Source organism: Gammaproteobacteria bacterium (assembly GCA_013696315.1).
In the GTDB taxonomy this organism is placed as follows: domain Bacteria; phylum Pseudomonadota; class Gammaproteobacteria; order JACCYU01; family JACCYU01; genus JACCYU01.
Window position 1 is genome coordinate 1 of record JACCYU010000107.1, and the last position, 23,853, is coordinate 23,853.

Sequence of the window (23,853 nt, forward strand, 5' to 3'; positions counted from 1 at the left end):
TTGAATTGCCATGTTTTTCCTCTTCTCTGCTGATAGGGGACTGCTGTTGCCGCGTGAGCGGATCGACCGCTTCATCGCACGCCTGTAGATACTCGTCGCGCGCCGTGTCGGCAACCGCAATGATGCTAGCACGTGTGACTCATGCTGCTTGACTTAGTTTATTTCATGATCTATTAGTACATCATGATTAAGCTCAACATACACGAGGCGAAGACCCACCTCTCGAAATACCTCGCACGATTGGAAAAAGGTGAGACCATTCTCCTTTGCAAGCGCAACACGCCTATTGCGGAGATCCGCCCGTTGACCCAGCAGCGGAAGAAGCCACGTCCGCTCGGACTTGCGGCAGAGAATTTTTCCGTTCCCGACAGTTTCTTCGACCCGCTTCCTGACGACCTGCTCGATCTATTCGAGGGCAAGGGCGAGTGAGATTGCTGCTCGACACCTGTACTTTTCTCTGGTTGATTGAAGGCGGGGCGCGGCTCTCGCGCGAAGCACGCTCGTTGTTCGCGGCAGCGGAACACGAGGTATATCTGAGTGCAGTGTCGGCGTGTGAGATCGCGCAGAAGAATGAATTGGGGAAGCTTCCCTTGCCAAATTCCGCCGACCTTTTCATCGTTACGCAGCGCAAACTGCGCGGTGTAGAAGCGCTACCGCTTGATGAGGACGCGGCGCTTCAGGTCGCAAAGCTGCCAAGACTGCATCGGGACCCATTCGATCGCATGCTAATCTGTCAGGCGATCGTGCACGGGTTAACGATCCTGACGCCCGATCCGCAGATCTCAAAATATCCGGTGCGCACGGCCTGGTAAGAAGATTAGGACAAATCTCAATATTTCTCGCCGATCTCAGCGAGGTCCTCCTCCGGAATGCAACGCGCGCGCTAAAGTCATCCGGCGCGTCGCGACGCGTAGCTCGCATCCATTCCTGGAATGTCTCGTGTGCCACCGTCAATATCCTCTGACCGTCGCGCTCGTCAGGTTTGAGGTTGCGCGCGGGGTGGTTCGCCGCTAACTGTTACCGCCCTCTTAAACGAACTCGGCCGGTAGCGGCGGATGGCAACTTCCGACGATCGAATTCCCGAGCAGAAGGATCTGCCGCTTCCGTTTCCGGAATTCTCCGGCGATCTGCCGCTGTTGCCCGCGCGCATGGTCAACGAATATCAGTATTGCCCACGGCTTGCATATCTCGAATGGGTGCAGGGCGAGTGGGCGGCGTCCGCCGACACGGTCGAGGGCACGCACGCGCATCGACGGGTGGACAAGCCTGCCAGCAAGTTGCCGCTGCCGGGCGAGACTGAGAACGACAAAAAAATCCACGCGCGTTCCATAACCTTGTCATCCAATCGACTGGGCCTGATCGCGAAGCTCGACTTGATCGAAGGCGAGGGCAATGTCGTTACGCCTGTCGATTACAAGCGCGGCATGCGCCCGAGGCGCATACGATCCCGAGCGCGTGCAACCGTACCCTTAACTACCAAGTAACCAAGCTGACCTGGCTCGCCGTCGGATGAAACCAAGCGCGCTGCTGGGGCGTGATCCGCGCCGTGGTATCGGATTGTCGGCTGTGAGCCAGCACGTAGCCGGCTGGATCAAGCCAGCTCACCCGATCCTCGTTGATGAGCGAGACGACGGGATACGCCGGCGAGCGCGGCGGAAGTTCCCCCACGGCGACGGCCGCGATTTCCGATTGGATTTCAGCCTCGGGGATGCGCCGAGGCCGAACCTCGTCCGCCCATTCGCGAAGCCGCTGCGGATGGTAGATGTCCGCTTCGATCAACGTCCCGTCGCGAGCTTCCAACCACGCGAGGTATTCCGGCAGCCGGGTCTGCCCCTCAAGCCGAGTTGCGGCGCGATTCGTTGCCATCAGATAAGCGACCAAAGGTTCGAGCGTGCCCCACGCGAGCAGCTCTCGAATCCAGATCGCCGACCACGGCAGGCCCGTCGCGGCCCCGCGCAGTTCGCGGGCGACGGTGAGGCGGAGTTCATTGAGCTGCGGCATCGGGAGTGTTCAGCGTGTTGGCGTAAAGGCCGGCGTAAAGCTCCTCGATCAACGCACCCGCGCCGGGCAGATGCACTTCCACGACCTGCAGAGGCCGGCCTCCCGCGTAGTTGGTGTTCTTCTCCGCGATGCTGATCCGCGGCGCGTTGTAGTTCTTGATTGCTGGATTTTCGAAGATCAGCACCAGCAAGTCGTGCCGCGGAACGGGGGACTGGCGCGCACGTTTGATGATCCTTTCGAGGTCGAGAATCGTCGCCTCGAAACCTTCCGGGTCGATCTCAGCGAGCAGCCGTTTCAATTGCCCAAGGCTCACGGGCACCGCGGCCTGTGCGCCGAGATCGGTCAGAGCCTCCCGCGCCTTTGTCGTGTTGAAGTGTCATAACACTTCGCCTCCGCACCCAGGATCGCCTTTACCGTGCCATCCCCGTTCAACGATAGCGCGAGGTTGTCCGACCCCGTGCGGCCCACGATCGTGCCGGCGGCCGGCTCGCCCGTAATCAATCGCATGAGATACTCCTCAGCCTGGTTGTGCAGGCGAAAGAGGAAGATCGGAACCGTCCATTCGTCGTCAGCGTGAACCTGCCCGGCCTCGGCGAGAATCCCGCAGAAGACCTCGCCGAATAGCCTTTGCGGGTCATCAGCGGCAAACTGCCGGGATACTCGACGGGCGGACGTCCACCGCGCGGATCGAGCGTGATGCCGAGGTCTTCGGGAAAAATGCGGCGCGCGTCGGCGTGAGCCCATTCGAGATATTGCGCGATGGTCGGGCGAAGGTTCTGCCAGCGAGTAGCGTCGCGAGCGCGCAGGCGGAAATTTACATAGTTGCCGGCAGCATCGTCCGTCCGGACGGTCTCGAACCAATTATCAAAATCGGTCGATCCGAACGTCGGTTTTACAGATCCGCTACTTGTCATTTCGGATTACACATTCGTCGCTGTGATTGCAACACTAAGCGGACTGTGCCTTTTTGTTAGGCTGCCCACTCGTCGGAACAGGAAGATTCGTTTTGCACTGCGCCGAGCCGCGATCGGCTTCGGTCCGGGCAGACGACAGGAGGCGCTCAGGGAGCCGCCAGGCAACTCGTCGTAACCGTCATTGCGAGCGGCCTTTAGACGCAAAATGACGACTTGTTCAAAAGGGGTATGGGTTGGCTAAGCGACGATCCTCGCCACGCCGCCACGGCGCGGATCGCCCGCGCCGCGGAATTCACGCCCCGCGCGCATTACGGTATGCGCGCCGCCAAAAAACAGATTCAATTCGGGCCAGGTCTCGTGCTCGGGGAAAGCGGCCAGCAGCGGCTTTACTTTTTCAATAGTGAGGCCGCCTTCCAAGCTCAGCTTATCGCCCTCCATATGAATTCGTGAACTGCGCACCGCGGGCTCCACGTCCATATCGAAATCGACGAGATTGATGAGCACCTGCAGGATGGCAGTGCGAATGCGATTTGAACCGCCCGAGCCGGTCGCGATTACGTCGCCGCGCGGCCGCAGCACCAGGCTCGGCGCCATCATCGAACTCATGCGAAGCCCGGCGCGCCAGTTCTTCAAGCCGTGCGGACTCAAGTCGTCTTCGCCAAGCATGTTGTTCAGCATGATGCCGGTGCCCGGCACGATCTCGCCGCAGCCTTCGCCGTTCGAAAGGCTCATGCTCGCCACGTTGCCCTTGCCGTCGATAATGCTGATGTGGGTGGTGCCGCGCATGGCGCGCGGGCGCCCGAGAACCTGCTGACGATATCTCGCCAGATAGTTGGCATCCAGCAGCTTGCGCGGGTCGAGATATCCGTCAGGTTGCAACGCTTCCACTCTCGCGCTGGATGTCGCCCGCATGACTTTGGCGAGCAGGGCCAGGTGTTCGATCGAGCCGAATGGATGAGCGCCTAAGCGCGCCCCATCCAGCAGCTTGAGCGCGAACGCAATGAGAATGCCGCCTGACGACGGCAGCGGATTGGTCATTATTGTCACGTCGCGATAATCGGTGACAAGCGGCTCGCGGAGAATCACCGCGTAGCGCTCGAAGTCGGCGCGCGTGAGCAGGCCACCGCCTTGCTCGCAGTCGCGCGCGATTAAATGCGCGATTTCGCCGCGGTAAAACAAATCGTCGCCCTCGATCGCCAGCGCTTCGAGCGTCTCCGCCAGCTCGGGTTGCCGAATGATGTCGCCTTCCAGCAGTCGGGCATGCGGACCGCTGCCGCCGTAGATTGCGCGCGCGACGGGAGATTCGGTATAGATGGGATGCACCACGCCGGCGTTGTAGGCCAGCAACGCGTTCATGCGCACTCCCTCGCGCGCATAACGGATCGCCGGCGCGCACAGCTCGCGCATGGGCATGGTGCACAAACGCCGGTGGGCTTCGAATACGCCTCTTACCACCCCCGGCGTCGCGCTGGTGCCGCGCCCGATGTGAAACGTTTGCCGCGCGGGGCCAAAATCGATCGCGACCTCACGCGCATCGAGTGCATCCGGCGCGCGCTTTTCGTATGGCGTATGCACGAAAAAATCGAATACCAGCGGCTGCTCATCTGCCGGTTTGGCCAGAAGAAAACCGCCGCCGCCCAAGGATGTCAATACCGGCTCGGCTGCGCAGGCGGCGAAATGAGCGGCGACGATCGCGTCGAACGCGTTGCCGCCCTCGCGCAGTACCACCTCCGCAGCCTGCACCGTGAGTTCGTGACCGGCCGCGATTACGCCGCGCATGTCAGCGCTATCGGGCCGGCAAGTGCGGGTGGGTCAATCGCGCGTGCTGTGGTCATGGATATCATTGATTGTGCCGGATTAGTCTTGCGGGTTGTGGGGCCGGGTTATTGCACACAGGATGCGTGCTTGTGTCGGACGCCGCATTTAAGTACGGTTACCGGCTTTGCGCAACCTCCGCGGTACACTCATGTCGTCGATCGAAAAGCCCGTCTGGAACGGAACGCCGTCGCAGGTCATCAACCTTCCGGCGTTCATCCTGCTGGGGCTGTTCTTCTGGCTGGTGATCCCCGTGTTCATGATGCTGTGGAAATGGCTGGTGGTGAAGAACACCAAGTACGAACTCACGACGGAACGCCTCAAGACGCGATATGGCGTACTGAACAAGCAGATGGACGAGATCGAGCTGTACCGGGTGCGGGATTACCGCTTCGAGCAGCCGTTCTTCTTAAGGATTTTCTCGCTCGGCAATGTGGTCATGCAGACTTCCGATAAATCACACCCGCTGGTGACGATTCGCGCGATCCCGAACGGCGAGGAGTTGCGCGAGCGGATTCGCACGCACGTCGAGGAATGCCGGGCGCGAAAGGGCGTGCGCGAAATAGATTTCGAATGAGCAGGGACCAATGACCGCGTTCGAAATTATCCTTGTGACGGTCGGCGCCGCGTTGCTGCTGCTGGGCGGCGTGTCGGCCTTCGCACTGTTTGGCCGCGCGCTGAAAATCTCCGACCGTTTTGGCGACGAGACTAACGTCGGTACCTTGTGGGGTTTGTTTCTGCTGGGCGTGTCGGCGGGGCTGTGGCTGATGTGGTGGGGGCTGCCGTAAATCCGGCAGCACCGTCTCGGGCCTGTCCGTAGCCAACAGCGCTACATAATCTCGAATACCAGCGACTCGGTCGAAGTCTGCCCGAACATGTCGGTGGAGCGAACCGTCACCGTGTGCACACCTGGCATCAGCGTTCCGGGCAGTTCCATCTCCCAGATATGCGAGGACGGCGCCACCCCGGTGATCGATCGCGGTCAGCTGGCGGGCATGACCAAAGTCGTCGCGTCGGTGAGATCAGCGGCGGGTCCAGCACGATGCGCATCTGCTTTTCCGCGCCCTGACTGGCCGACTTGAGGCGCGTCCGGTATTCGTTGCCGTCGAACGAAATGATGTAATAGCCGTTCGGATTGCCGTCCTGCATGGAGGCTTCGCGCACGCCGCGTTCGTCGCGCGCACCGGCCCAGGGGCTTGCGCGTTTACACTGATCGCGCCGAAAATGCAGAGTATCGCGAGTTTCTTCATGGGACATCGGGTTGGCGACTGCTGGTTCGAGAGCAGCGTTCGAAATTCGCCAGTCAACGTAGCGGTTACTCCTTTCAAAAAGATTAAGCCGTAACGACGCCGACGTGCTCACCCCCGCGACGATTGAACGCAGCCGCGATCTATGCTGTCTGCAAATACCGGCGATGACGCGCCGCCGACGCCAATGTAACTGATCGATGAACCTGATACGCCTGTGCAACCTCGCTGACCTGACCGCTACCGGCGCGAAGTCGTGTCGATTGACACACGACGGCGCCGCGCGCGAGTTATTCGTGGTGCGCAAAGGCGCTGAAGTCTTCGCGTACGAAAATCACTGCCCGCACACAGGCGGTCCGCTGGACTGGATGCCGGATGAGTTCCTAGACGAAGACGGCGAACTGATCGTGTGCGCCACGCACGCGGCCTTGTTCCGCATCCACGATGGCCGCTGTATTGCCGGTCCGTGCGCGGGCGGGCGCCTGACACCGGTCCCTGTTGCGGTCGCAGAGGACGCGGTGTTTCTAAACGAAGGAGGTAGTCTTTAATGGACATGCGGACGCGCACCGGCCGCCACGCTATTCAGGTCTCGAACTTGAGCAAGCGCTTCGATGATACAACGGTGGTGGACGACATCAGCTTCGAGGTGGCGCACGGTCGCACGTACGCGCTGCTGGGCGCCAATGGCGCCGGCAAGACCACGACTTTAGCCATGTTGCTGGGCCTGCTGATTCCCACGGCAGGCGAGATTTACGTGCTGGGCGTGGACATGCTGCGCGACCGGTATCGCGCGCTGCCGCGTATCAATTACGCGTCGCCGTACGTGGATCTGCCCCAGCGGCTGACCGTACGGCAGAATCTCAAAATTTACGGGCGGCTTTACGGCGTACCGCAACTCGGGCTTCGTATCGAAGAACTGGCGGCGGAGCTGGATCTGGAATCATTTATCGACCGCGCCTACCGCAATATGTCTTCCGGCCAGAAGACGCGCGTGGCGCTGGCGAAAGCCCTGCTGAATCGTCCCGAGGTGCTGCTGATGGACGAACCCACCGCCTCGCTGGACCCCGACACCGCCGATCGCATCCGCGCGTATCTTGAGTCTTATCAGCGCACCACTGGCGCGACCGTGCTGCTCGCCTCGCACAATATGCTGGAGGTTGAGCGGCTTTGCGATCAGGTGTTGATGATGCGCGCCGGGCGCATCGTCAATCGCGGTACGCCACAGGAGCTGGTTGTCCATTACGGTCGCCACTCGATGGAAGAGGTGTTTCTGGACGTGGCCCGGCACGAGGTCCTGACATGAGCGGCACCGTCACCCGCGTCAGCACCATGGTGCTGCGCTACGTGTATCTGTTGCGCGGCTCCTGGCCGCGCATTCTGGAACTGGCCTACTGGCCGACCGTGCAGATGATTCTGTGGGGTTTCATCACGCAGTTTTTTATGAGCCACAGCGACTGGGTGGCGCAGGCCAGCGGCGTGCTGCTGTCCGCGGTGCTGCTGTGGGACATGCTGTTTCGCGCGCAGCTTGGCGTGACGTTACCGTTCTTCGAAGAGCTTTATTCGCGCAACCTGGGGCATTTGTTCGTGAGTCCATTGCGGCCGACCGAGCTGATCCTGTCACTGGTCGGAATCAGTCTGATCCGCACTGTGATCGGCGTCGGTACGGCGGTGCTGCTCGCCATCCCGCTGTATCATTTTTCCCTGTTCAGCCTGGGTTTGCCGCTGATCGCTTTCTTCGCCAACCTGCTGGTGCTGGGATGGGCGATCGGCATCATGATCGCGTCGCTGGTACTGCGCTTCGGTCTGGGCGCCGAGAGCCTGGCGTGGGTCGCGATCTTCGCGCTCGCGCCCGTGAGCGGGATCTATTACCCCATAGCCACCTTGCCGGACTGGCTGCTGCCGGTCTCTTACGCCCTGCCGTCGAGTTACGTTTTCGAGGGCATGCGCGCGGTGTTGATGGAGGAGCGTTTCCCGGTCGATCTGCTGATTTACGCAATCGCGTTAAACACGGTTTATCTTGTCGCGGCCATCTGGCTGTTCCAGACGCTGTTTCAACACGCGCGCCGCGACGGGCAGCTTTTGCACATCGGGGAATAGCGCGCGGCGCGATATGCGCTTCGAGATGGTGGGGTTTCGTTTGCCCCGCGCGTTTGGCATCATGCACGCAAACCGCCGTTTATACGCGGGCAACCTCAAACGGCACGGGCATAAAACAACAATGATCGAAGCGGTTTTCCAGGCGGTGCCCATCCTCCGCATCTTCGACGTCGACAAGGCGAAAGAATTTTATGTCGGGTGGCTCGGTTTTAAGGTCGACTGGGAGTACCGCTTCGAGGTGAACTCACCGGCTTACATGCAGGTCTCCAAAAAAAGCCTCGTGCTGCACTTGAGCGAACATCACGGCGACTGCTGTCCCGGCTCCACGGTGCTGGTGCTCACCACCGAAATCGATTCACTGCACCGCGAAATCATGGCCAGGGATTATCCGTACCAGCGACCCGGCATCGAGATGGCGCCGTGGAACGCGAAAGTGATGGAGGTCATCGATCCGTTCGGCAATCGGCTGCGATTCAACGAAGATATCGAAGATGAACAACCGGCCGGATAAAAGTATCCTCGCGCCGGACCGCTCGTTAACGCGATCGATGCCGCGAACAATCGCATCAACGAGGTTCATCAATGGCCGATAATGCCGGCAACACCGTCTCGACCGTCGTTCCAACGATGCGCTACCGCAACGCCCGCGCCGCCATCGACTGGCTGTGCCGCGCATTCGGGTTCGAACAGCATCTGCTCGTAGCGGGCGACAACGGCGCGATCGCGCATGCGCAGCTTACGTTTGGTAACGGTATGATCATGCTCGGCTCCGCCAGCGACGATGGTTTCGGCATGCTCGTCAAGCCGCCGATCGAAGCCGGCGGCGTCAACACCCAAAGCCCGTACGTGATCGTCGACGACGCCGACCGACACTATGCGCGGGCCGTGGCGGCGGGCGCGGAAATCGTCATCGACATCAAGGACGAGGACTATGGCGGTCGTGGCTACACCTGCCGCGATCCGGAGGGGCACATCTGGAATTTCGGCACCTACGACCCGTGGGCAGCAAAGCATTCATAAATGCTTGTAGACATCGACGCTCGCGGCGGCCTGCGTTGCACTAGGTCAGCTCGGCGCCGCGGCACGTGTACCACCGTTAACACCTCTTGGTCTCGGCAATCGAGATCGTTAGACCGTTCCGAAAAAGGAGGAAATACATGGCAAGTCTGGATTCGATCTCCACGACCTGGGCGCCGCGTATCTTAAGCATTCTGCGCATCGTCACCGCCTTTCTGTTCATGCAGCACGGGCTGCAAAAGCTGTTCGACTTTCCCGCCCCGCCGGGTTTTCCGGTCGAACTGATGTCGCTGATCGGGCTCGCGGCAATACTGGAAATCGTCGGCGGTGTGCTTATGTTGATCGGCCTGTTCACGCGGCCGGTGGCGTTCATTCTCTCCGGCGAGATGGCGTTCGCCTACTTCATGGCGCACGCGCCGGAAGGATTCTGGCCGATACTCAACGGCGGTGAACTGGCCGCACTCTACTGCTTCGTGTTTCTTTATTTCGCCTTCGCGGGGGGCGGCGCCTGGAGCGTTGACAGTCAGCGACGCGGCGCCATCTGAAGCTCGTTGCTACGGCGCGGATTCGCCGTCTTCGCGCTGCCCGCGCCGCGACGCGAGCCGGTCGGCCCGACGCGTGGTCTCCGGCAATCGAAAGCGCGTGGTACAGCGCATGACATAGTCGATCGCCGAATTCAGACTGACCTTGTGCCCGATGGTGACGTAGACCGGCCTGACGTGCACCCGCGTGCGCAAGGCCGAACCGATGATCTCGTCGTGATGCAGGATCGGCGTCCAGCCGCCGCGCGCCTCCGGCACCGTATCGTGCGTGCCGATAAGCATTGACTTGGCCACACCGATGGTCGGCCGGTCGGTTACCACACCTACGTGACTGGTGAAACCGCAGCGGCGCGGATGCACGATGCCCTGACCATCGCATAGCAGCAAATCCGGTTCGGTGTTCAGTTGCGCCAGCGCATCCAGCACGGCCGGAATCTCGCGAAATGAGAGCAGCCCGGGCACGTAGGGAAAACTCGTCGGCCGTCGCGCCACGGCCTGTTCGATTGGTTCAAGTGCCGGAAACGACAGTACCACCACCGCGGCGCGCGTGGTCTTCCCGCCGTCCTCAAAACCCGCATCCACGCCGGCGACGCTCTTGACGATTCCGAAACGATCCTCCCGTATGACGTGACCCCGCAGGCTTTCCTGAATCGCGCGCGCCTGGGCCGGCGTTACGTCCCAGGCATGCTGATGCTGAACAATCACGGTGGCGAATCTAGATGCTGCGAGCAGTCACACCTGGCCAAAGCGCATCGAGCCGCCCAGCCAGCGTTGCAGCAATGGCTCGATATGCGGCGAGCGCGCCGCGATCATGCGCGCGGCGGTCGCGCTGACCTCCGGCAACATGTCCTGATCGCGCGCGAGGTCGGCGATACGCAATTGCGGCTGGCCGGTCTGGCGCGTGCCCAGCAGCTCGCCGGGGCCGCGCAAATCGAGATCGATGCGCGCAATCTCGAAGCCGTCGTTCGTGCGGCGCAGCGCATCCAGCCGCTCGCGCGCCAGCGCCGCCAGTGGCGGCCGGTATAACAGGACGCAACTGCTCTCGGTATCGCCACGGCCCACCCGTCCGCGCAGCTGGTGCAGTTGCGCGAGACCAAGACGTTCCGCGTTTTCAATGATCATCAGCGAAGCGTCGGGCACGTCCACCCCCACCTCGATCACGGTGGTGGCGACCAGCAGGTCGATGCCGCCCGCCTTGAGCCCCGCCATCATCTGCTGTTTGTCCGCTGTCTTTATGCGCCCGTGCAGCAGCGCCACCCGCAGGTGTGGGAGGGCTTCGACCAGTTGCGCGTGCGTATCCTCCGCGGCGCGGCATTGCAGGACTTCCGACTCCTCGATGAGGGTACAAACCCAGTACGCCTGACGACCCTGACCACAGGCGCGGCTGATGCGCTGGATGATCTCGTCACGGCGCGTATCCGCAACCGCGACGGTGGTAACGGGCGTGCGGCCCGGCGGCAGTTCGTCGATCACGGAACAGTCCAGATCGGCATATGCGGTCATCTGCAAAGTGCGCGGGATCGGTGTGGCGGTCATGATGAGCTGATGTGGCAGGCGCGCATCCTGGCGTCCCTTGTCGCGCAACGCGAGACGTTGATGCACGCCGAAGCGATGCTGTTCGTCGATTACGACCAGCGCGAGATTCCTGAATTTCACACCTTCCTGAAACAGCGCGTGCGTGCCGATCGCCACGGGCGACTCGCCACTGGCGATGGCCGCGAGCGCATGGTCCCGGCTGGACGCCGTAAGCCTGCCGGACAACCAGGCGATGTTCAGTCCCAGCGACGTCAGCCAGGCGGTAAACGTTCGATAATGCTGTTCCGCCAGCACCTCGGTGGGCGCCATGATCGCGGCCTGATAACCCGCCTCCACGACCGCGAGGCAGGCGACGGCGGCAACCACGGTCTTGCCCGCGCCGACATCGCCCTGCAGCAGCCGCAGCATCGGGTACGGGTGAGCCAGGTCGCTTGAGATTTCGTCGATCACGCGCCGCTGGGCCTCGGTCAGCACGAATGTCAGACGGGAAACAAAGGCGTCGCGCAGAGCGCCCTGGGCGCGAATAGCAGGCGCCGGTAGTTCCCGCGCGCGCGCGCGCAGCCGTAACTGGCTCAACTGATGGGCGAGCAACTCCTCGAACACGAGTCGTCTCTGCGCCGGATGCCGCCCTGCCGCCAGTAGCCCTACATCGGCGTCGGGCGGTGGCCGATGCACGTACAACAACGCAGCCTTGAGACTCAGACCGCCGCATTCGCGCGGCACGTCGTAGACGAGATCGGCCCGCCGCGGCGCGGGTTCATCCAGTCGCCGCAATACCTGCGCCACCAGCCTGCGCAAAGCGGGCTGGCCCAGGCCCTCGGTCACGGGATAAACAGGCGTGAGACGGGTTTCCACCGGCTCTTCACCCGCGACTACGTGCCGGTATTCCGGGTGCACCATTTCCAGCGAATAATTGCCACCGCGCGCTTCGCCGAAGCAGCGCAGGCGGGCGCCGCGCGCCAGCGCCTGCTGTTGGGCGCGGCCGAAATGGAAGAATCTCAAACTTATTACACCGCTGCCGTCGTTGAGTTGCACGATCAGCATGCGTCGGCGACGGGTCAGCACTTCCGCGTGTTCCACCGTGCCCTCGATAACGGCTTCATCGCCGTGGTTCAGGTTCGAGATCGCTGTGACGCGGGTTCGATCCTGGTAGCGCGCGGGCAGGTGAAACAACAGTTCCGAAACCGTGTGGATATTCAGGCGCGCCAGCTTTTTCAGCATGGCCGGGCCGACTCCGGCGAGCTGAGTCAGCGAGCCTGCGACGAGCGCATCGGCTTCGATCGCGGTCATCCCATGCGGCGCCTCGGCCCACCGGTTCAAGTCTACTGCACGGGTCTACGATGCAGGCGCCCGGCATTTAACCCGCGGCTAGCCCAGCACCATAATCGCGTCCATTTCCACCGCCGCGCCTTTGGGCAGCGCCGCCACGCCCAGCGCGGCGCGTGCCGGATAGGGTTCGCGAAAATGCTCGCTCATGGCTTCGTTGACCAGCGCGAAACGCGATAGATCGGTCAGGTAAACATTGAGTTTCACGATGTCGTCCAGGCTGCCGCCCGCGGCTTTGGCCACCGCCGACAGGTTATCGAACACTCGACGGATCTGCGCCGCAAAATCGCCCTCAACCAGCGCCATGGTGCGCGGTTCCAGCGGAATCTGCCCCGAGAGATAAACTGTGTCCCCGACCTTTACCGCCTGCGAATAGGGGCCGATCGCCCGCGGCGCAGATTCGGTCGCGATGATTTCTCGGCGCATGCATGTCTCCTTAAAGTAGTTGTTGATAGCGGCGGCGGTCACCAATCCACGCCACCAGGGTTCATCGCTAAACGCGCAATAAGCTGGGAGCCATGAGCTCCGCGCGACCAAGGCTTCGCCGGAAGCAAAGTGACGACGCGCCGCCCGGCTAGCCTCTGGCGCGCTGCACCCTGTACACCTCCGGCGTATTGCGTACGACGCGCATGATGCGCGCCAGGTGCTTGCGATTCTGAATTGTCACCACGAAGATGATGGTGGTGGTGATGCCGTCGCGTTCCTCGAACGACACGTTCTCGATGTTGCAGCCCTCATCGGAAAGCTTGGCCGCAAGCACCGCGAGCACGCCGCGCTGATTTACGGACTGCACGCGGATCGCGGTGGTGAAATCGCGGGCTGGCGCCGGGGACCAGAATACATGTATCCATTTGTCCGGCTTGTCACGATGCACGGCCACGTTGCGGCAGGAATCGCGATGGATTACCAGCCCGCGCCCGGCGCTCATCACGCCGACGATAGGATCACCGGGGATGGGCAGACAACATTTGCCGAAACTGACCACCATACCCTCGGTGCCCTGTATCGCCAGCGACAGGCCGGCCTCGGAACGAGCTTCGTCCGGCGGCCGGTCAGCCGTGTCGACCAGGCGCCGGGCCACCAGTTGCGCCATGCGGCCGCCGAGACCGATGTCTTTCAAGAGCGCATCGAGGCTGTCGAGCCCGAGGTCTTTCAACAACAGTTCGATGTTCTGCCTGGCGATGCCGGCGATATCGAGCCGGTAAGCCGTGAGCGCGGTTTCCAGCAGCCGGCGACCCAGGCGCACGGCCTCTTCATGCTGCTGGTTTTTGAGAAAGTGACGAATACTCGCCCGCGCTTTGGCGGTCACCACGAAGTTAAGCCAGATCGGATTGGGCTTCGCGCTGGGCGCGTTGATGACTTCCACCGTCTGGCCGTTTTGCAGCGCGGAGTTCAGCGGCGCCAGACGGCGGTCGATCTTGACCGCGACGCAGGTGTTGCCTACATCGGTGTGCACCGAATACGCATAGTCCACGGCGGTCGCGCCGCGCGGCAGTTCACGAATTTCGCCCGCTGGCGTAAACACATAGACTTCATCGGGGAACAGGTCCGCCTTGATGCCTTCCAGGAATTCCAGTGAGTTGCCCGCACTCTGCTGGATCTCCAGCACGTCCTTGAGCCATTGGTGAGCGCGCGCGTGCGCCTTGATGCCGGAATTGTCGCCAGATTTGTAAAGCCAGTGTGCGGCAATACCGACGCGCGCCACACGATCCATCTCTTCTGTGCGAATCTGGGTCTCGATAGGGATACCGTGCGGACCGAACAGCACGGTGTGCAACGATTGATACCCGTTGACCTTGGGGATCGCGATGTAGTCCTTGAAGCGGCCGGGCACCGGCTTGTATAAATTGTGGATCGCGCCCAGCGTGCGATAACACGTATCGACATTTTTTACCACCAGACGCAGCGCGAACACGTCGAACACCTGGCTGAACGACAAATGCTTCTGCCGCATCTTTTTGTAGATGCTGTACAGGCTTTTTTCGCGACCGAGCACGCGGCTCTCGATGCCGGCTTCCAGCAGACGGTTACGCAAGGTGGTCTCGATCCTGGCCAGCAGCTCCTTGCGGTTGCCACGGCTGCGCCTGACGGCGGTATCGAGCAGACGGTAACGGTTCGGGTACAAGGCCTCGAATCCGAGCTGCTCGAGTTCGCCGCGCAAGGTATTCATGCCCAGCCGTTGCGCGATCGGCGCGTAGATCTCCAGGGTTTCACGCGCGATGCGTCGCCGTTTATCCGGCGGCATCACCTGCAAGGTGCGCATGTTGTGCAGACGATCCGCGAGCTTGACCACGATCACGCGCAGATCGTTGACCATGGCCAGCATCATCTTGCGGAAGTTCTCCGCCTGCGCCACGGCGCGGGATTCGAACTTGAGATGCGTCAGCTTGCTGACCCCGTCGACCAGTTCGGCTACGTCCTGCCCGAACTCGCGCGCGACCTGCTCCTTCGCGGTGGGGGTGTCCTCGATGACATCGTGCAGGATGCCGGCGATGATGCTGTCGGCATCCATGCGCATGTCGGCCATGGTGTGCGCCACGGCCAGCGGATGGTAGATGTAGGGTTCGCCTGTGAGTCGGGTCTGACCTGCGTGCGCCTGCGCCCCGAACAGGTACGCGCGCTGCACCCGCTCTATCTGCGCGGGTTCGAGATAGGATTCCAGCAGCGCGCAGAGATGGCCGACCTGAAAGCGTGTCGGGTCATCGATGGCCCGGTCGGCGGGTGCGGATATGACAGCGTCAGCCATTACGGCCGCGACCGGCGGGATTCAGTGCCCCGGTTGCTCGTGCTCGTCACGCACGGGCTTGAAAGCGCGTACTTTTTCCGCGTCCCCGAAACCCGGCTCATCGACAATATCGTCCTCGCCGATGTACACCCGGCTGCGGCGCGTCTCCAGGTCGTGCTCCCAGCCCTCCATTACGGGCTGATCCAGCACCTCGGGACCGATCAGTCCTTCCGCGATCTCACGCAGCGCTACGACCGTGGGCTTGTCGTTTTGGAACTCGACGTATGACTCCACGCCGCGGGCAAGCTGGCGCGCCCTGCGGCTGGCCATCAGCACCAGCTGAAAGCGGTTATCGACTTTCTCCAGGCAGTCTTCTACGGTAATACGAGCCATATTAACCTCAAAAAAGCATTGACATCGCAGTGTAGAGCATCATCCGATGCTAAGCCAGCAAAGTCCCCAGCAGCTCAAGGCGTGCGATAGCCTGCGATACGAGCCGCTGGCGGCTGGCCAGCACTATTACCTTCAGCGTTTCTACCGCCTGGTTGAAATCATCGTTGACGACCAGGTAATCGAACTCGTCGTAGTGACGCATTTCCTGCACCGCGGCGCGCATGCGGCCAGTGATGGTTTCCTCGCTGTCCTGCGCGCGCGCGCGTAGCCGCTGTTCCAGGGCCTGCCGCGAGGGCGGCAAAATGAAGATCGACAGACAATGAGGCAGGTTCTGGCGCACCTGGCGGGCGCCCTGCCAGTCGATTTCCAGTATGACATCGAGTCCTTGCGCGAGCTTGTGCTGCACGCTCGCGCGCGCGGTGCCATAGCGCCGATCGAACACCTGCGCGTACTCGAGAAATTCGCCGGCGTCGACCATGTCCTGAAATCTGGCGTCATCTACAAAATGGTAATGCACGCCCTCCTGCTCGCGCGGACGGCGCGGACGGGTCGTGTGGGATACCGAAACCACCACGCCCACCAGTGACTCCGAAAGTGCGCGCACCAGACTGGTCTTGCCCGCGCCGGAAGGTGCTGCGACTATCAATAATGTGCCGGGCAAGTTGCCGGTGGGGGGGGCTGTATTTGGCATCGGTCAGGGCGAATGGCGACGCCGGTTGTTCGTGGCGCCCGCCTGAGTTATTAGGCGATATCGAGCTTGAGCCTGCAAAGTGCGTCTACAGGGAAACGCGCCCGATCAGGGCATTGTGGAGTCCGTAGCGCCTGAAGTATCGCCTGAGGTGTCACCTGAAGTATCGCCCGAGGCGGCCTCCTCAGTTGGGGACGTGGAACTGGGCTGCCCGCCCATGTACAGCACAAAAAAAGTGCTGTAGAGGGCAAAAATCAGCGTTACCGAGAGCAATACCTGCATGCAGACGATGGTCACCTTGCGGTTGCGCGTCATCAGTATCGTCACCAGACAGGCGAGCGCAATACCGAAACTGCCTATGAGTATCGGCGACGCGTTACGTATGCTTTCCAATGCCTGCATATAATCCTGCTTTGCCGCTCAGGCGCCAATCCCGAACTTAATCTGCTGCGCGCTGGTGCGCCCTATCGCCACTGAAAATTAAAGGCCCAGCGCTCCATAAAATGGTCGGAGTGAGAGGATTTGAACCTCCGACCCCTGCCTCCCGAAGGCAGTGCTCTACCAGGCTGAGCTACACTCCGATTTGTTCAATATGTTCAGAAACTGCGGTTAACCGAAAAGCGGGCCAGGGCAATGAGCGCCTGTTTGTACGCTGAGTCCGGCAACTCGGCGAGTTCGTCAATGGCATTATCCGCCGCTTGCCGGGCAACCGTCTCAGTGTATGCAATGGCTCCGGTGGATTCAACGGCTTCCAGCACCGCGTCGATGCGCTCCGCGCCGCCACGTTCGATAACCTGACGCACCACCCGCGCCTGCGAAGGCGTACCCTGATGCATGACATAGATCAACGGCAGGGTCGGTTTGCCATCGGCGAGGTCCGCGCCGCCGTTCTTGCCCATCTGCTCGGCCGAGGCGCTGTAGTCCAGCGCGTCGTCGATCAGCTGAAATGCGGTGCCGAGGTGCATGCCGTAGGCCGCCAGTGCGCGTTCCTTAGGAGCGCTCGCTTCGCCGAGTACGGCGCCGGTCTGGCTGGCGGCCTCGAACAGCTTGGCTGTCTTGCTCTCGATCACCTCCATGTAGCGCGCCTCGGTGGTGCCAGGATCACGGCAGTTGAGCAACTGCATGACTTCGCCTTCGGCGATGGTGTTGGTGACGCGCGCCAGAATCCGCATGATGCGCAGGCTGCCGACTTCCACCATCATCTCGAACGCGCGGGAATAGAGAAAGTCGCCTACCAGTACGCTGGACTCGTTACCCCAGATCGCATTGACCGTCTCCTGTCCGCGGCGCAACTCCGAGGCGTCGACCACGTCGTCGTGCAGCAAGGTCGCGGTGTGAATGAATTCGATAATCGTGGCCATGTCGATGTGACGCTGGCCGCGATAGCCGCAGGCGCCGGCCGCCAGCAGCACCAGCATCGGCCGCAGGCGTTTGCCGCCGCTGTTAACGATGTAATGGCTCAACTGATTGATCAACACCACCTGCGATTGCAGCCGCCGGTGAATGGTATCGTTAACTGCGGTCATATCGCGCGCGACCAGGGCGTTGACCTGTTCCAGATTCATGAGGGTATCGTTGCGGGAATTCTTTAGCATGCTAGGGTCGCCCGCCGGCGTCGTCAACCTCCTGTATTTGACCCCTTTGCGCCAAGCCGATACACTTCGCCATCTTTTTTTTAGCATAAATCGAATATCAAACTATGCATGCCGTAATCAAGACCGGTGGCAAGCAATACCGGGTTACACAAGGCGACGTTCTGCGTGTCGAAAAGCTGACATCTGACGTCGGCGCCACCGTGGACTTCGAGCAGGTGCTAATGGTTACCGACGGAGACGACATCTCTGTCGGGACGCCGTTTATCGACGGCGGCAAGGTAACCGCAAAGGTCAGAGCGCACGGGCGCGGCGACAAGATTAAAATCGTGAAATTCCGTCGCCGCAAACATTACCGGCGGCAGATGGGTCACCGGCAGAGCTACACCGAAATCGAAATTACCGGCATCGGCGACTAGGAGCGCAGGCAAGTATGGCACACAAAAAAGCGGGCGGCAGCACGCGCAACGGCCGCGATTCGGAATCCAAGCGTCTGGGCGTAAAACGCTTCGGCGGCGAACAGGTGCTGTCCGGCAACATACTAGTGCGACAGCGGGGTACGCGCTTTCACCCCGGTGTAAATGTCGGCCTGGGCCGCGATCATACCCTGTTCGCCACCGCCAGCGGGCAGGTGCGATTTGAAACCAGAGGAGCCCGGCAACGCAAATATGTGAGCGTTGTCGCTGGCTGACCCTTCGCCATGGAAGATTTAAGAAAAGCCCCGCCTGGCCGGGGCTTTTTTGTGTACGCAGGGTTGAGACAGCGACATCGGGCCCATCAAACCGCATGAAGTTCGTCGATGAAGCAAACATCGAGGTCCGGGCGGGTGACGGCGGTAACGGCTGCGTCAGTTTCCGCCGCGAAAAATTCATTCCGCGCGGCGGGCCCAACGGCGGTGATGGTGGCGACGGCGGCAGCGTGTACCTTCATGCACTGCGCGCACTCAATACCTTGGCGGACTTCCGGCATGCGCGTCTGTTCAGCGCGCCGCGCGGGCAGGGCGGCATGGGCAAGGATCGCACGGGCAGACAGGGAGATGACCTGGTCATTGACGTACCGGTCGGCACGCGTGTAATAAACGCGGAGACGCAGGAACTGATCGGTGATTTGACGCGCGACGGGGAGCGGTTGCTGGTCGCACAAGGCGGTCGCCGCGGCCTCGGCAATACGCGCTTCAAAAGCTCCACCAACCGCGCGCCGCGACAGTCCACGCCAGGGCAGCCGGGCGATGCGCGGATGTTACATCTGGAGTTGCAGGTGCTGGCGGACGTGGGTCTGCTCGGTCTGCCCAATGCTGGCAAATCCAGCCTCATCGCCGCCGTCTCCGCGGCGCGCCCGAAGATCGCCGATTATCCATTCACTACGCTTTATCCGCATCTGGGGGTGGTGCGAATCGCGCCCATCCGCAGTTTTGTCATGGCCGATATTCCCGGTCTGATCGAAGGCGCCGCCGATGGCGCGGGGCTGGGCATAAGGTTTCTGAAGCATCTTGCCCGCACCCGGCTGTTACTGCACGTTGTCGATGTTGCGCCGCTGTCCGGACAAAACGAGCCGGCGAAGGCAGTGTCGGCAGTCGCCGCGGAGCTGGATAAATTCGATCCGTCGCTCGCCACCAAAGAGCGCTGGCTGGTCTGCAATAAGATAGATTTGTTGTGTTCCAAACGGCGCGAGACCATCAAGCACGACCTGCGCGAGCGGCTGGACTGGCGCGGCCCGATGTTTATGGTATCGGCCGCCACGCGGGAAGGGACCGATGAGCTGACCTTGCGTGTGATGAATTATCTGGAGGAGCACCACGCTGAATCGCAAGCAGTTAGCTGAAGCGCCCCGCTGGGTAATCAAGATCGGCAGCTCGCTGATCACCGATAACGGTCGCGGCCTGAATCTTGCGGCCATCCATTCCTGGTCGGAACAGATCGCGGCCTTGCGCAAGGCCGGCAAAGACGTTGTGCTCGTATCGTCCGGCGCGGTTGCCGAAGGTATGAGCCGGCTTGGCTGGCGCCGGCGCCCGCAGGCGCTGCACCAGTTACAGGCCGCGGCCGCGGTCGGTCAGATGGGTCTCGTTCAGGCGTATGAATCGCATCTTCAGAGTCACGGCATTCACAGCGCCCAGGTTTTGCTCACGCGTGAGGATCTTGCCGACCGGCGCCGCTACATCAACGCGCGCACCACCTTGCGGACCCTGCTGAGTCTGCGTGTCATTCCCGTGGTCAACGAGAACGACACCGTGGCCACCGACGAGATCCGTTTCGGCGACAATGACACCTTGGCCGCACTGGTAACCAATCTGGTCGAGGCGCAACTGCTGATAATCCTTACCGATCAGCAAGGACTTTACGATCGCGATCCGCGCTCGTACCCGATTGCCAAGCTGATCGACACAGCGCAGGCCGCCGATCCGTCGCTGGAGGCCTGTGCGGGACCGAGCGCCACCGACATCGGCCGCGGCGGCATGGTAACCAAACTGTACGCCGCGCGGCGTGCCGCGCGCTCCGGCGCGGCGAGCGTGATCGCCTGCGGGCGCGAACCCCGCGTGCTCGAACGTCTCGCCGGCGGCGAAACATTGGGCACACTGTTGCTGCCCAGCCGCGAACCGCTGGCCGCGCGCAAGCAGTGGATCGCCAATCAGCTCGAAGTACGGGGCGCGCTGGTGCTGGACGACGGCGCGGCGCGCGTGCTGCGCGAACGCGGCAGCAGCCTGCTATCGATCGGCGTCACCGACGTACGCGGTGCATTTGTAAGAGGGGATATGGTGGCCTGCATCGATGCGCAGGGAGAGGAGGTCGCGCGCGGCCTGGTCAACTACGACGCTGGCGATGCACGTCAGATCATGCGCAAGCCGAGTCACGAAATTCAATCAGCGCTGGGCTACGTCGCCGAGCCGGAACTGATTCACAGGGATAATCTGGTGTTGGTTTAACGGCGTGTATGCCTAATCGTGGCGCAGCGCCCGTTATATCTCCGCGGTGACGCCGGGCCAGGATTGCCCTAGACCTGCATTGCCTTGATACGCGCGTGCAAACGGCTTTTGTGGCGAGCAGCCTTGTTCTTGTGAATCAGACCTGACGTCGCGGTCGAGTCAATGATCGGCACGGCGCGTTCGTAGCTGCTCTCCGCGGCCGCCTTGTCGCCCTTGGCGATCGCCTTGACCACATTCTTGATGTAGGTGCGTACTCTGGACATCTGACTGACATTGCGTTCGCGCCGCTTTACAGCCTGCCGTGCGCGCTTCTTGGCTGTTGCTGAATTTGCCAACCTGATTTCCCTTAATGTTTGAGTCTAAAAAAAGTAGCGTAATATGCCGCGCGCGTGGCCCATTGTCAACGCGGCGGCAATGCGTGACGGGTGCGGCCGACTTGTACCCGCGCGCGGGTTGCCTGTATCTTCGCCTGCGCACAACCCTCGCCTGGATGCCGCCCTGACCCAGAGACTGTTCAAATCCACCGCCACTGTTGGTGGGATGACTTTCATATCCCGCATTTTCGGCTACGCGCGCGACGCCGTGGTGTTCATCTCGTTTGGCGCCGGCGGCGGTACGGACGCGTTTTTTGTCGCGTTCCGCATTCCCAATTTTCTCCGGCGACTGGTTGCCGAAGGCGCGTTCGCGCAGGCGTTCGTACCAATCTTCTCGGAATACCGGGAGCATCGCGAAGCGGCCGCGCTCACGGAACTGGTGGATCACGTCGCCGGCACGCTGGCGGTAATCCTGATGCTGATCACCGCGACCGGCGTCATCGCGGCGCCGCTGCTGGTATCGATGTTCGCGCCGGGGTTCATGGACAACCCGGAGCGACACGCACTGACCGTGGACTTGTTGCGCGTCACCTTTCCGTACATTTTTTTCATATCGTTAACCGCGCTGGCGGGCGGCATTCTGAATAGCGTCGGCCGCTTCGCCGTGCCGGCGTTCACGCCGGTATTTTTGAACCTGTCCCTGATCGCTGCTAGCGTGTGGCTCGCGCCCATCTTCGAGCGGCCAATCACCGGCCTGGCGTGGGGCGTCTTTATCGCCGGTGTGGTGCAATTGGCGTTTCAGCTTCCATTTCTGTATCGGCTGAATCTGCTGCCACGTCCGCGGCTCGCGCGCGCTCATGAGGGTGTGCGACGCATTCTGCGCCTGATGGGGCCGGCGATTTTCGGTTCGTCGGTGGTGCAGATCAACGTATTGTTCAACACCATGATCGCATCGTTCCTGGCCGTCGGCAGCATTAGCTGGCTGTACGCGTCCGACCGCTTTGTGGAGCTGCCGCTGGCGCTGCTGGGCGTGGCCACCGCCACCGTCATTCTGCCGCGCTTGTCGCAACAGCATACGCGCCAGTCGGGACCGGCGTTCAGCCAGACGCTGGACTGGGCGCTGCGCATCTCCGTGCTGGTCGCGGTGCCCGCCACGGCCGGGCTGGTGCTGCTCGCCGGACCGATAATTGCGACCCTCCTTCAATACCGCGAATTCACGGCCATCGATACGGGGATGTCCAGCATGAGCCTGATCGCCTATGGCGCCGGGCTGCCGGCGTTCATTTTGATCAAGGTGCTGGCGCCAGGGTTTTACGCGCGGCAGGATACGCGTACGCCGGTGCGCATTGGCGTGATTGCGGTGCTGTCCAACATGGCGCTCAATGTGCTCATCGTGGCGCCGTGGATTTATTTCGATATCCCGGGCCCGCATGCGGGGCTGGCGGCCGGTACGACTTTATCGGCATACCTGAATGCCAGTCTATTATACCGCCGGCTGCGCGGTGACGGCGTTTATCGCGTGCAGCCGGGCTGGGCCGGGCTGACGCTCAGGGTAATCGCGGCGACGGCGGTGATGGGGGGCGTGCTGTTCATGATGACACCAGCGCCGGGGGCATGGAGCGAATGGGCGGCGATTCAGCGCGGCGTGCATTTGTGCACCCTCATCGCGCTGGGTGCGGCTGCGTACGTACTAAGCCTGGCGCTGCTGGGCGCCAGGCCGCGACAGTTCGCGGGCGCGGCCTGATGGAGCTGATCCGCGGTCTGTACAATCTGCGCGCGGCGCCTGGTGGTTGTGTGGCGACCATCGGCAATTTCGATGGTGTCCATCTGGGGCATCAGGCGGTATTGACAAAGCTTGCCGCCCGCGCCGCGGACGGGCAATTACCTTCCGTGACAATCATCTTCGAGCCGTTGCCGCGCGAGTTCCTGCATCCGCCCTCGGCCCCGGCGCGTTTGACCCGTTTGCGCGAGAAGCTGATGGTATTGCGAGAACACGGAATCGATAGTGTGCTGTGCCTGCGTTTTGACGCGGCACTGGCGGCTATGACTGCCACCGAGTTCATCGACCGGATACTGATCCAGGGATTGGGTATACGCTACCTAGTGCTGGGCGACGACTTTCATTTCGGCAAGAATCGGGAGGGGAATTTCGATACGCTGCGCGCCGCCGGCAGCGCTTACGGCTTCGAAGTGGCCAGCATGCCCACGTTTCAGGTCGAGGGCGAACGGGTGAGCAGCACGCGCATCCGGCAAGCGCTCAAGCGTGGCGATATGAGGACGGCCGAGGCTTTACTGGGCCGGCACTATTGCTTGTGCGGACGCGTTCGGCGCGGCGATGCACTGGGCCGGACGCTGGGCTTTCCGACCGCCAACCTGGCGCTGGGCTGGCCGTTGCCGCCAGTCCACGGCATCTACGCCGTGGACGTGTTCGGGCTTGAGCGGGAACCGCTCCCCGGCGCGGCCAGCATCGGCAGCAGACCGGCGGTCAACGGCACGGAGTATCGCCTGGAAGTTTATTTGCTCGATTTCAACGAAGATATCTACGGTCGCCATTTGCGAGTGGAGCTATTGCGCAAAATCAGAGGCGAAGCGCATTTCGATTCGCTTGACGCGCTGAAAACCCAGATCGCGAGCGATGTAGCGGCAACCAGGCAGTTCTTCAACAGGCGGTAAATTCGCAACAACGGGCGCGCACTAAACGTCCGTTCCCAAAGCGGGTAAACTTC

31 protein-coding genes, 1 tRNA gene and 1 pseudogene are annotated in these 23,853 nt (G+C 61.7%); 17 read left to right on the forward strand and 16 right to left on the reverse strand.

The genetic code is table 11. The features are described 5' to 3' along the window. Nucleotides 1-183: 183 nt before the first annotated feature. The 3 genes and pseudogenes from H0V34_06445 to H0V34_06455 all read left to right on the forward strand — a co-directional run bounded on the left by H0V34_06445 (nucleotide 184) and on the right by H0V34_06455 (nucleotide 1,473). Nucleotides 184-429 carry a type II toxin-antitoxin system Phd/YefM family antitoxin gene (locus H0V34_06445; protein ID MBA2491349.1) on the forward strand — a complete coding sequence of 82 codons (246 nt, stop codon included), beginning with the start codon at nucleotides 184-186 and terminating at the stop codon, nucleotides 427-429. Next, the gene (locus tag H0V34_06450; protein MBA2491350.1) at nucleotides 426-812 is read left to right on the forward strand and encodes a type II toxin-antitoxin system VapC family toxin; all 387 of its coding nucleotides are present in this window, start codon (nucleotides 426-428) and stop codon (nucleotides 810-812) included. The genes H0V34_06445 and H0V34_06450 overlap by 4 nt, the downstream gene beginning before the upstream one ends. A 243-nt stretch (nucleotides 813-1,055) precedes the next feature. Next, a pseudogene (locus tag H0V34_06455) lies at nucleotides 1,056-1,473 on the forward strand (Dna2/Cas4 domain-containing protein). Here the strand turns inward: H0V34_06455 and H0V34_06460 are convergent. From H0V34_06460 to H0V34_06480, 5 genes are all read right to left on the reverse strand, one after another. After that, the gene (locus tag H0V34_06460) at nucleotides 1,474-2,001 is read right to left on the reverse strand and encodes a hypothetical protein (protein ID MBA2491351.1); all 528 of its coding nucleotides are present in this window, start codon (nucleotides 1,999-2,001) and stop codon (nucleotides 1,474-1,476) included. It lies immediately after the preceding pseudogene. Further along, nucleotides 1,985-2,314, reverse strand: a complete 330-nt coding sequence (locus H0V34_06465) for a hypothetical protein (protein MBA2491352.1) — start codon at nucleotides 2,312-2,314, stop codon at nucleotides 1,985-1,987. The genes H0V34_06460 and H0V34_06465 overlap by 17 nt, the downstream gene beginning before the upstream one ends. Before the next feature lie 29 nt (nucleotides 2,315-2,343). Continuing rightward, a complete protein-coding gene (locus H0V34_06470; protein ID MBA2491353.1) occupies nucleotides 2,344-2,508 on the reverse strand; it encodes a hypothetical protein in 165 nt (54 codons plus the stop codon). Further along, nucleotides 2,499-2,915 carry a hypothetical protein gene (locus H0V34_06475; GenBank protein ID MBA2491354.1) on the reverse strand — a complete coding sequence of 139 codons (417 nt, stop codon included), beginning with the start codon at nucleotides 2,913-2,915 and terminating at the stop codon, nucleotides 2,499-2,501. Before H0V34_06475 ends, H0V34_06470 begins: the two co-directional genes overlap by 10 nt. Nucleotides 2,916-3,152: 237 nt before the next feature. After that, complete coding sequence (locus H0V34_06480) at nucleotides 3,153-4,694, reverse strand: gamma-glutamyltransferase (GenBank protein ID MBA2491355.1); 1,542 nt, start codon at nucleotides 4,692-4,694, stop codon at nucleotides 3,153-3,155. Nucleotides 4,695-4,881: 187 nt separating this feature from the next. On the opposite strand from H0V34_06480, the gene H0V34_06485 reads away from it, so the two are divergent. Then, nucleotides 4,882-5,307 carry a PH domain-containing protein gene (locus tag H0V34_06485; GenBank protein ID MBA2491356.1) on the forward strand — a complete coding sequence of 142 codons (426 nt, stop codon included), beginning with the start codon at nucleotides 4,882-4,884 and terminating at the stop codon, nucleotides 5,305-5,307. Nucleotides 5,308-5,317: 10 nt separating this feature from the next. Then, nucleotides 5,318-5,518 (forward strand): hypothetical protein, encoded by a 201-nt coding sequence (locus tag H0V34_06490; GenBank protein ID MBA2491357.1) that lies wholly within the window; start codon nucleotides 5,318-5,320, stop codon nucleotides 5,516-5,518. Between the two features lie 127 nt (nucleotides 5,519-5,645). Here the strand turns inward: H0V34_06490 and H0V34_06495 are convergent, their stop codons facing one another. Next, nucleotides 5,646-5,987, reverse strand: coding sequence for a calcineurin-like phosphoesterase C-terminal domain-containing protein (locus tag H0V34_06495; protein MBA2491358.1), 342 nt, complete (start codon nucleotides 5,985-5,987; stop codon nucleotides 5,646-5,648). Between the two features lie 190 nt (nucleotides 5,988-6,177). Between H0V34_06495 and H0V34_06500 the strand changes: the two genes are divergently transcribed. From H0V34_06500 to H0V34_06525, 6 genes are all read left to right on the forward strand, one after another. Beyond that, nucleotides 6,178-6,525, forward strand: coding sequence for a Rieske (2Fe-2S) protein (locus H0V34_06500; GenBank protein MBA2491359.1), 348 nt, complete (start codon nucleotides 6,178-6,180; stop codon nucleotides 6,523-6,525). 5 nt (nucleotides 6,526-6,530) lie between these two features. Further along, nucleotides 6,531-7,280, forward strand: a complete 750-nt coding sequence (locus tag H0V34_06505; GenBank protein ID MBA2491360.1) for an ABC transporter ATP-binding protein — start codon at nucleotides 6,531-6,533, stop codon at nucleotides 7,278-7,280. Beyond that, nucleotides 7,277-8,074 carry an ABC transporter permease gene (locus tag H0V34_06510; GenBank protein MBA2491361.1) on the forward strand — a complete coding sequence of 266 codons (798 nt, stop codon included), beginning with the start codon at nucleotides 7,277-7,279 and terminating at the stop codon, nucleotides 8,072-8,074. Before H0V34_06505 ends, H0V34_06510 begins: the two co-directional genes overlap by 4 nt. 121 nt (nucleotides 8,075-8,195) lie before the next feature. Continuing rightward, nucleotides 8,196-8,585, forward strand: coding sequence for a VOC family protein (locus tag H0V34_06515; GenBank protein MBA2491362.1), 390 nt, complete (start codon nucleotides 8,196-8,198; stop codon nucleotides 8,583-8,585). Nucleotides 8,586-8,656: 71 nt separating this feature from the next. Beyond that, nucleotides 8,657-9,094 (forward strand): VOC family protein, encoded by a 438-nt coding sequence (locus H0V34_06520; GenBank protein MBA2491363.1) that lies wholly within the window; start codon nucleotides 8,657-8,659, stop codon nucleotides 9,092-9,094. 137 nt (nucleotides 9,095-9,231) lie between these two features. Beyond that, entirely contained in the window at nucleotides 9,232-9,636 is a 405-nt protein-coding gene (locus tag H0V34_06525) for a DoxX family protein (GenBank protein ID MBA2491364.1), read from the forward strand. 9 nt (nucleotides 9,637-9,645) lie between these two features. Here H0V34_06525 and nfi read toward each other — a convergent pair whose 3' ends face one another. From nfi to ispB, 9 genes are all read right to left on the reverse strand, one after another. After that, the gene (gene nfi / locus H0V34_06530; protein ID MBA2491365.1) at nucleotides 9,646-10,338 is read right to left on the reverse strand and encodes a deoxyribonuclease V; all 693 of its coding nucleotides are present in this window, start codon (nucleotides 10,336-10,338) and stop codon (nucleotides 9,646-9,648) included. Nucleotides 10,339-10,365: 27 nt separating this feature from the next. Continuing rightward, complete coding sequence (recG, locus tag H0V34_06535) at nucleotides 10,366-12,459, reverse strand: ATP-dependent DNA helicase RecG (GenBank protein ID MBA2491366.1); 2,094 nt, start codon at nucleotides 12,457-12,459, stop codon at nucleotides 10,366-10,368. Nucleotides 12,460-12,537: 78 nt separating this feature from the next. Further along, entirely contained in the window at nucleotides 12,538-12,921 is a 384-nt protein-coding gene (locus H0V34_06540; GenBank protein MBA2491367.1) for a RidA family protein, read from the reverse strand. Nucleotides 12,922-13,069: 148 nt separating this feature from the next. After that, complete coding sequence (spoT, locus tag H0V34_06545; protein MBA2491368.1) at nucleotides 13,070-15,241, reverse strand: bifunctional GTP diphosphokinase/guanosine-3',5'-bis pyrophosphate 3'-pyrophosphohydrolase; 2,172 nt, start codon at nucleotides 15,239-15,241, stop codon at nucleotides 13,070-13,072. A 21-nt stretch (nucleotides 15,242-15,262) separates the two neighbouring features. Next, nucleotides 15,263-15,613, reverse strand: a complete 351-nt coding sequence (rpoZ, locus tag H0V34_06550; protein MBA2491369.1) for a DNA-directed RNA polymerase subunit omega — start codon at nucleotides 15,611-15,613, stop codon at nucleotides 15,263-15,265. 49 nt (nucleotides 15,614-15,662) lie between these two features. Continuing rightward, complete coding sequence (gmk, locus tag H0V34_06555) at nucleotides 15,663-16,274, reverse strand: guanylate kinase (protein ID MBA2491370.1); 612 nt, start codon at nucleotides 16,272-16,274, stop codon at nucleotides 15,663-15,665. A gap of 135 nt (nucleotides 16,275-16,409) precedes the next feature. Next, entirely contained in the window at nucleotides 16,410-16,703 is a 294-nt protein-coding gene (locus H0V34_06560; protein ID MBA2491371.1) for a hypothetical protein, read from the reverse strand. Nucleotides 16,704-16,805: 102 nt separating this feature from the next. Then, nucleotides 16,806-16,882: transfer RNA gene (locus tag H0V34_06565), tRNA-Pro, on the reverse strand. Between the two features lie 15 nt (nucleotides 16,883-16,897). Continuing rightward, entirely contained in the window at nucleotides 16,898-17,866 is a 969-nt protein-coding gene (gene ispB / locus H0V34_06570; protein MBA2491372.1) for an octaprenyl diphosphate synthase, read from the reverse strand. Between the two features lie 134 nt (nucleotides 17,867-18,000). Here ispB and rplU point away from each other — a divergent pair, with 134 nt between their 5' ends. The 4 genes from rplU to H0V34_06590 all read left to right on the forward strand — a co-directional run bounded on the left by rplU (nucleotide 18,001) and on the right by H0V34_06590 (nucleotide 20,813). Further along, nucleotides 18,001-18,312, forward strand: a complete 312-nt coding sequence (gene rplU, locus H0V34_06575) for a 50S ribosomal protein L21 (GenBank protein MBA2491373.1) — start codon at nucleotides 18,001-18,003, stop codon at nucleotides 18,310-18,312. 14 nt (nucleotides 18,313-18,326) lie between these two features. Beyond that, on the forward strand, nucleotides 18,327-18,584 hold the full coding sequence (rpmA, locus tag H0V34_06580; GenBank protein MBA2491374.1) for a 50S ribosomal protein L27: 258 nt from the start codon (nucleotides 18,327-18,329) through the stop codon (nucleotides 18,582-18,584). Between the two features lie 95 nt (nucleotides 18,585-18,679). Next, nucleotides 18,680-19,714 carry a GTPase ObgE gene (gene obgE / locus H0V34_06585; protein ID MBA2491375.1) on the forward strand — a complete coding sequence of 345 codons (1,035 nt, stop codon included), beginning with the start codon at nucleotides 18,680-18,682 and terminating at the stop codon, nucleotides 19,712-19,714. After that, nucleotides 19,692-20,813, forward strand: a complete 1,122-nt coding sequence (locus tag H0V34_06590; GenBank protein MBA2491376.1) for a glutamate 5-kinase — start codon at nucleotides 19,692-19,694, stop codon at nucleotides 20,811-20,813. Before obgE ends, H0V34_06590 begins: the two co-directional genes overlap by 23 nt. Nucleotides 20,814-20,881: 68 nt before the next feature. Here the strand turns inward: H0V34_06590 and rpsT are convergent, their stop codons facing one another. Beyond that, nucleotides 20,882-21,148 (reverse strand): 30S ribosomal protein S20, encoded by a 267-nt coding sequence (rpsT, locus tag H0V34_06595; protein MBA2491377.1) that lies wholly within the window; start codon nucleotides 21,146-21,148, stop codon nucleotides 20,882-20,884. Between the two features lie 79 nt (nucleotides 21,149-21,227). Between rpsT and murJ the strand changes: the two genes are divergently transcribed. Then, nucleotides 21,228-22,871, forward strand: coding sequence for a murein biosynthesis integral membrane protein MurJ (gene murJ, locus H0V34_06600; GenBank protein ID MBA2491378.1), 1,644 nt, complete (start codon nucleotides 21,228-21,230; stop codon nucleotides 22,869-22,871). Further along, on the forward strand, nucleotides 22,871-23,800 hold the full coding sequence (gene ribF, locus H0V34_06605; GenBank protein ID MBA2491379.1) for a bifunctional riboflavin kinase/FAD synthetase: 930 nt from the start codon (nucleotides 22,871-22,873) through the stop codon (nucleotides 23,798-23,800). Before murJ ends, ribF begins: the two co-directional genes overlap by 1 nt. Nucleotides 23,801-23,853: the final 53 nt, after the last annotated feature.

Bases quoted from the DNA above. Each gene is read 5' to 3' on its own strand.
- H0V34_06445 (MBA2491349.1), top strand. From the start codon at position 184: ATGATTAAGCTCAACATACACGAGGCGAAGACCCACCTCTCGAAATAC.
- H0V34_06460 (MBA2491351.1), bottom strand. From the start codon at position 2,001: ATGCCGCAGCTCAATGAACTCCGCCTCACCGTCGCCCGCGAACTGCGC.
- H0V34_06470 (MBA2491353.1), bottom strand. From the start codon at position 2,508: ATGCGATTGATTACGGGCGAGCCGGCCGCCGGCACGATCGTGGGCCGC.
- H0V34_06475 (MBA2491354.1), bottom strand. From the start codon at position 2,915: ATGACAAGTAGCGGATCTGTAAAACCGACGTTCGGATCGACCGATTTT.
- H0V34_06480 (MBA2491355.1), bottom strand. From the start codon at position 4,694: ATGCGCGGCGTAATCGCGGCCGGTCACGAACTCACGGTGCAGGCTGCG.
- H0V34_06485 (MBA2491356.1), top strand. From the start codon at position 4,882: ATGTCGTCGATCGAAAAGCCCGTCTGGAACGGAACGCCGTCGCAGGTC.
- H0V34_06490 (MBA2491357.1), top strand. From the start codon at position 5,318: ATGACCGCGTTCGAAATTATCCTTGTGACGGTCGGCGCCGCGTTGCTG.
- H0V34_06495 (MBA2491358.1), bottom strand. From the start codon at position 5,987: ATGTCCCATGAAGAAACTCGCGATACTCTGCATTTTCGGCGCGATCAG.
- H0V34_06500 (MBA2491359.1), top strand. From the start codon at position 6,178: ATGAACCTGATACGCCTGTGCAACCTCGCTGACCTGACCGCTACCGGC.
- H0V34_06505 (MBA2491360.1), top strand. From the start codon at position 6,531: ATGCGGACGCGCACCGGCCGCCACGCTATTCAGGTCTCGAACTTGAGC.
- H0V34_06510 (MBA2491361.1), top strand. From the start codon at position 7,277: ATGAGCGGCACCGTCACCCGCGTCAGCACCATGGTGCTGCGCTACGTG.
- H0V34_06515 (MBA2491362.1), top strand. From the start codon at position 8,196: ATGATCGAAGCGGTTTTCCAGGCGGTGCCCATCCTCCGCATCTTCGAC.
- H0V34_06520 (MBA2491363.1), top strand. From the start codon at position 8,657: ATGGCCGATAATGCCGGCAACACCGTCTCGACCGTCGTTCCAACGATG.
- H0V34_06525 (MBA2491364.1), top strand. From the start codon at position 9,232: ATGGCAAGTCTGGATTCGATCTCCACGACCTGGGCGCCGCGTATCTTA.
- recG (MBA2491366.1), bottom strand. From the start codon at position 12,459: ATGACCGCGATCGAAGCCGATGCGCTCGTCGCAGGCTCGCTGACTCAG.
- H0V34_06540 (MBA2491367.1), bottom strand. From the start codon at position 12,921: ATGCGCCGAGAAATCATCGCGACCGAATCTGCGCCGCGGGCGATCGGC.
- spoT (MBA2491368.1), bottom strand. From the start codon at position 15,241: ATGGCTGACGCTGTCATATCCGCACCCGCCGACCGGGCCATCGATGAC.
- rpoZ (MBA2491369.1), bottom strand. From the start codon at position 15,613: ATGGCTCGTATTACCGTAGAAGACTGCCTGGAGAAAGTCGATAACCGC.
- H0V34_06560 (MBA2491371.1), bottom strand. From the start codon at position 16,703: ATGCAGGCATTGGAAAGCATACGTAACGCGTCGCCGATACTCATAGGC.
- ispB (MBA2491372.1), bottom strand. From the start codon at position 17,866: ATGAATCTGGAACAGGTCAACGCCCTGGTCGCGCGCGATATGACCGCA.
- rplU (MBA2491373.1), top strand. From the start codon at position 18,001: ATGCATGCCGTAATCAAGACCGGTGGCAAGCAATACCGGGTTACACAA.
- rpmA (MBA2491374.1), top strand. From the start codon at position 18,327: ATGGCACACAAAAAAGCGGGCGGCAGCACGCGCAACGGCCGCGATTCG.
- obgE (MBA2491375.1), top strand. From the start codon at position 18,680: ATGAAGTTCGTCGATGAAGCAAACATCGAGGTCCGGGCGGGTGACGGC.
- murJ (MBA2491378.1), top strand. From the start codon at position 21,228: ATGCGTGACGGGTGCGGCCGACTTGTACCCGCGCGCGGGTTGCCTGTA.
- ribF (MBA2491379.1), top strand. From the start codon at position 22,871: ATGGAGCTGATCCGCGGTCTGTACAATCTGCGCGCGGCGCCTGGTGGT.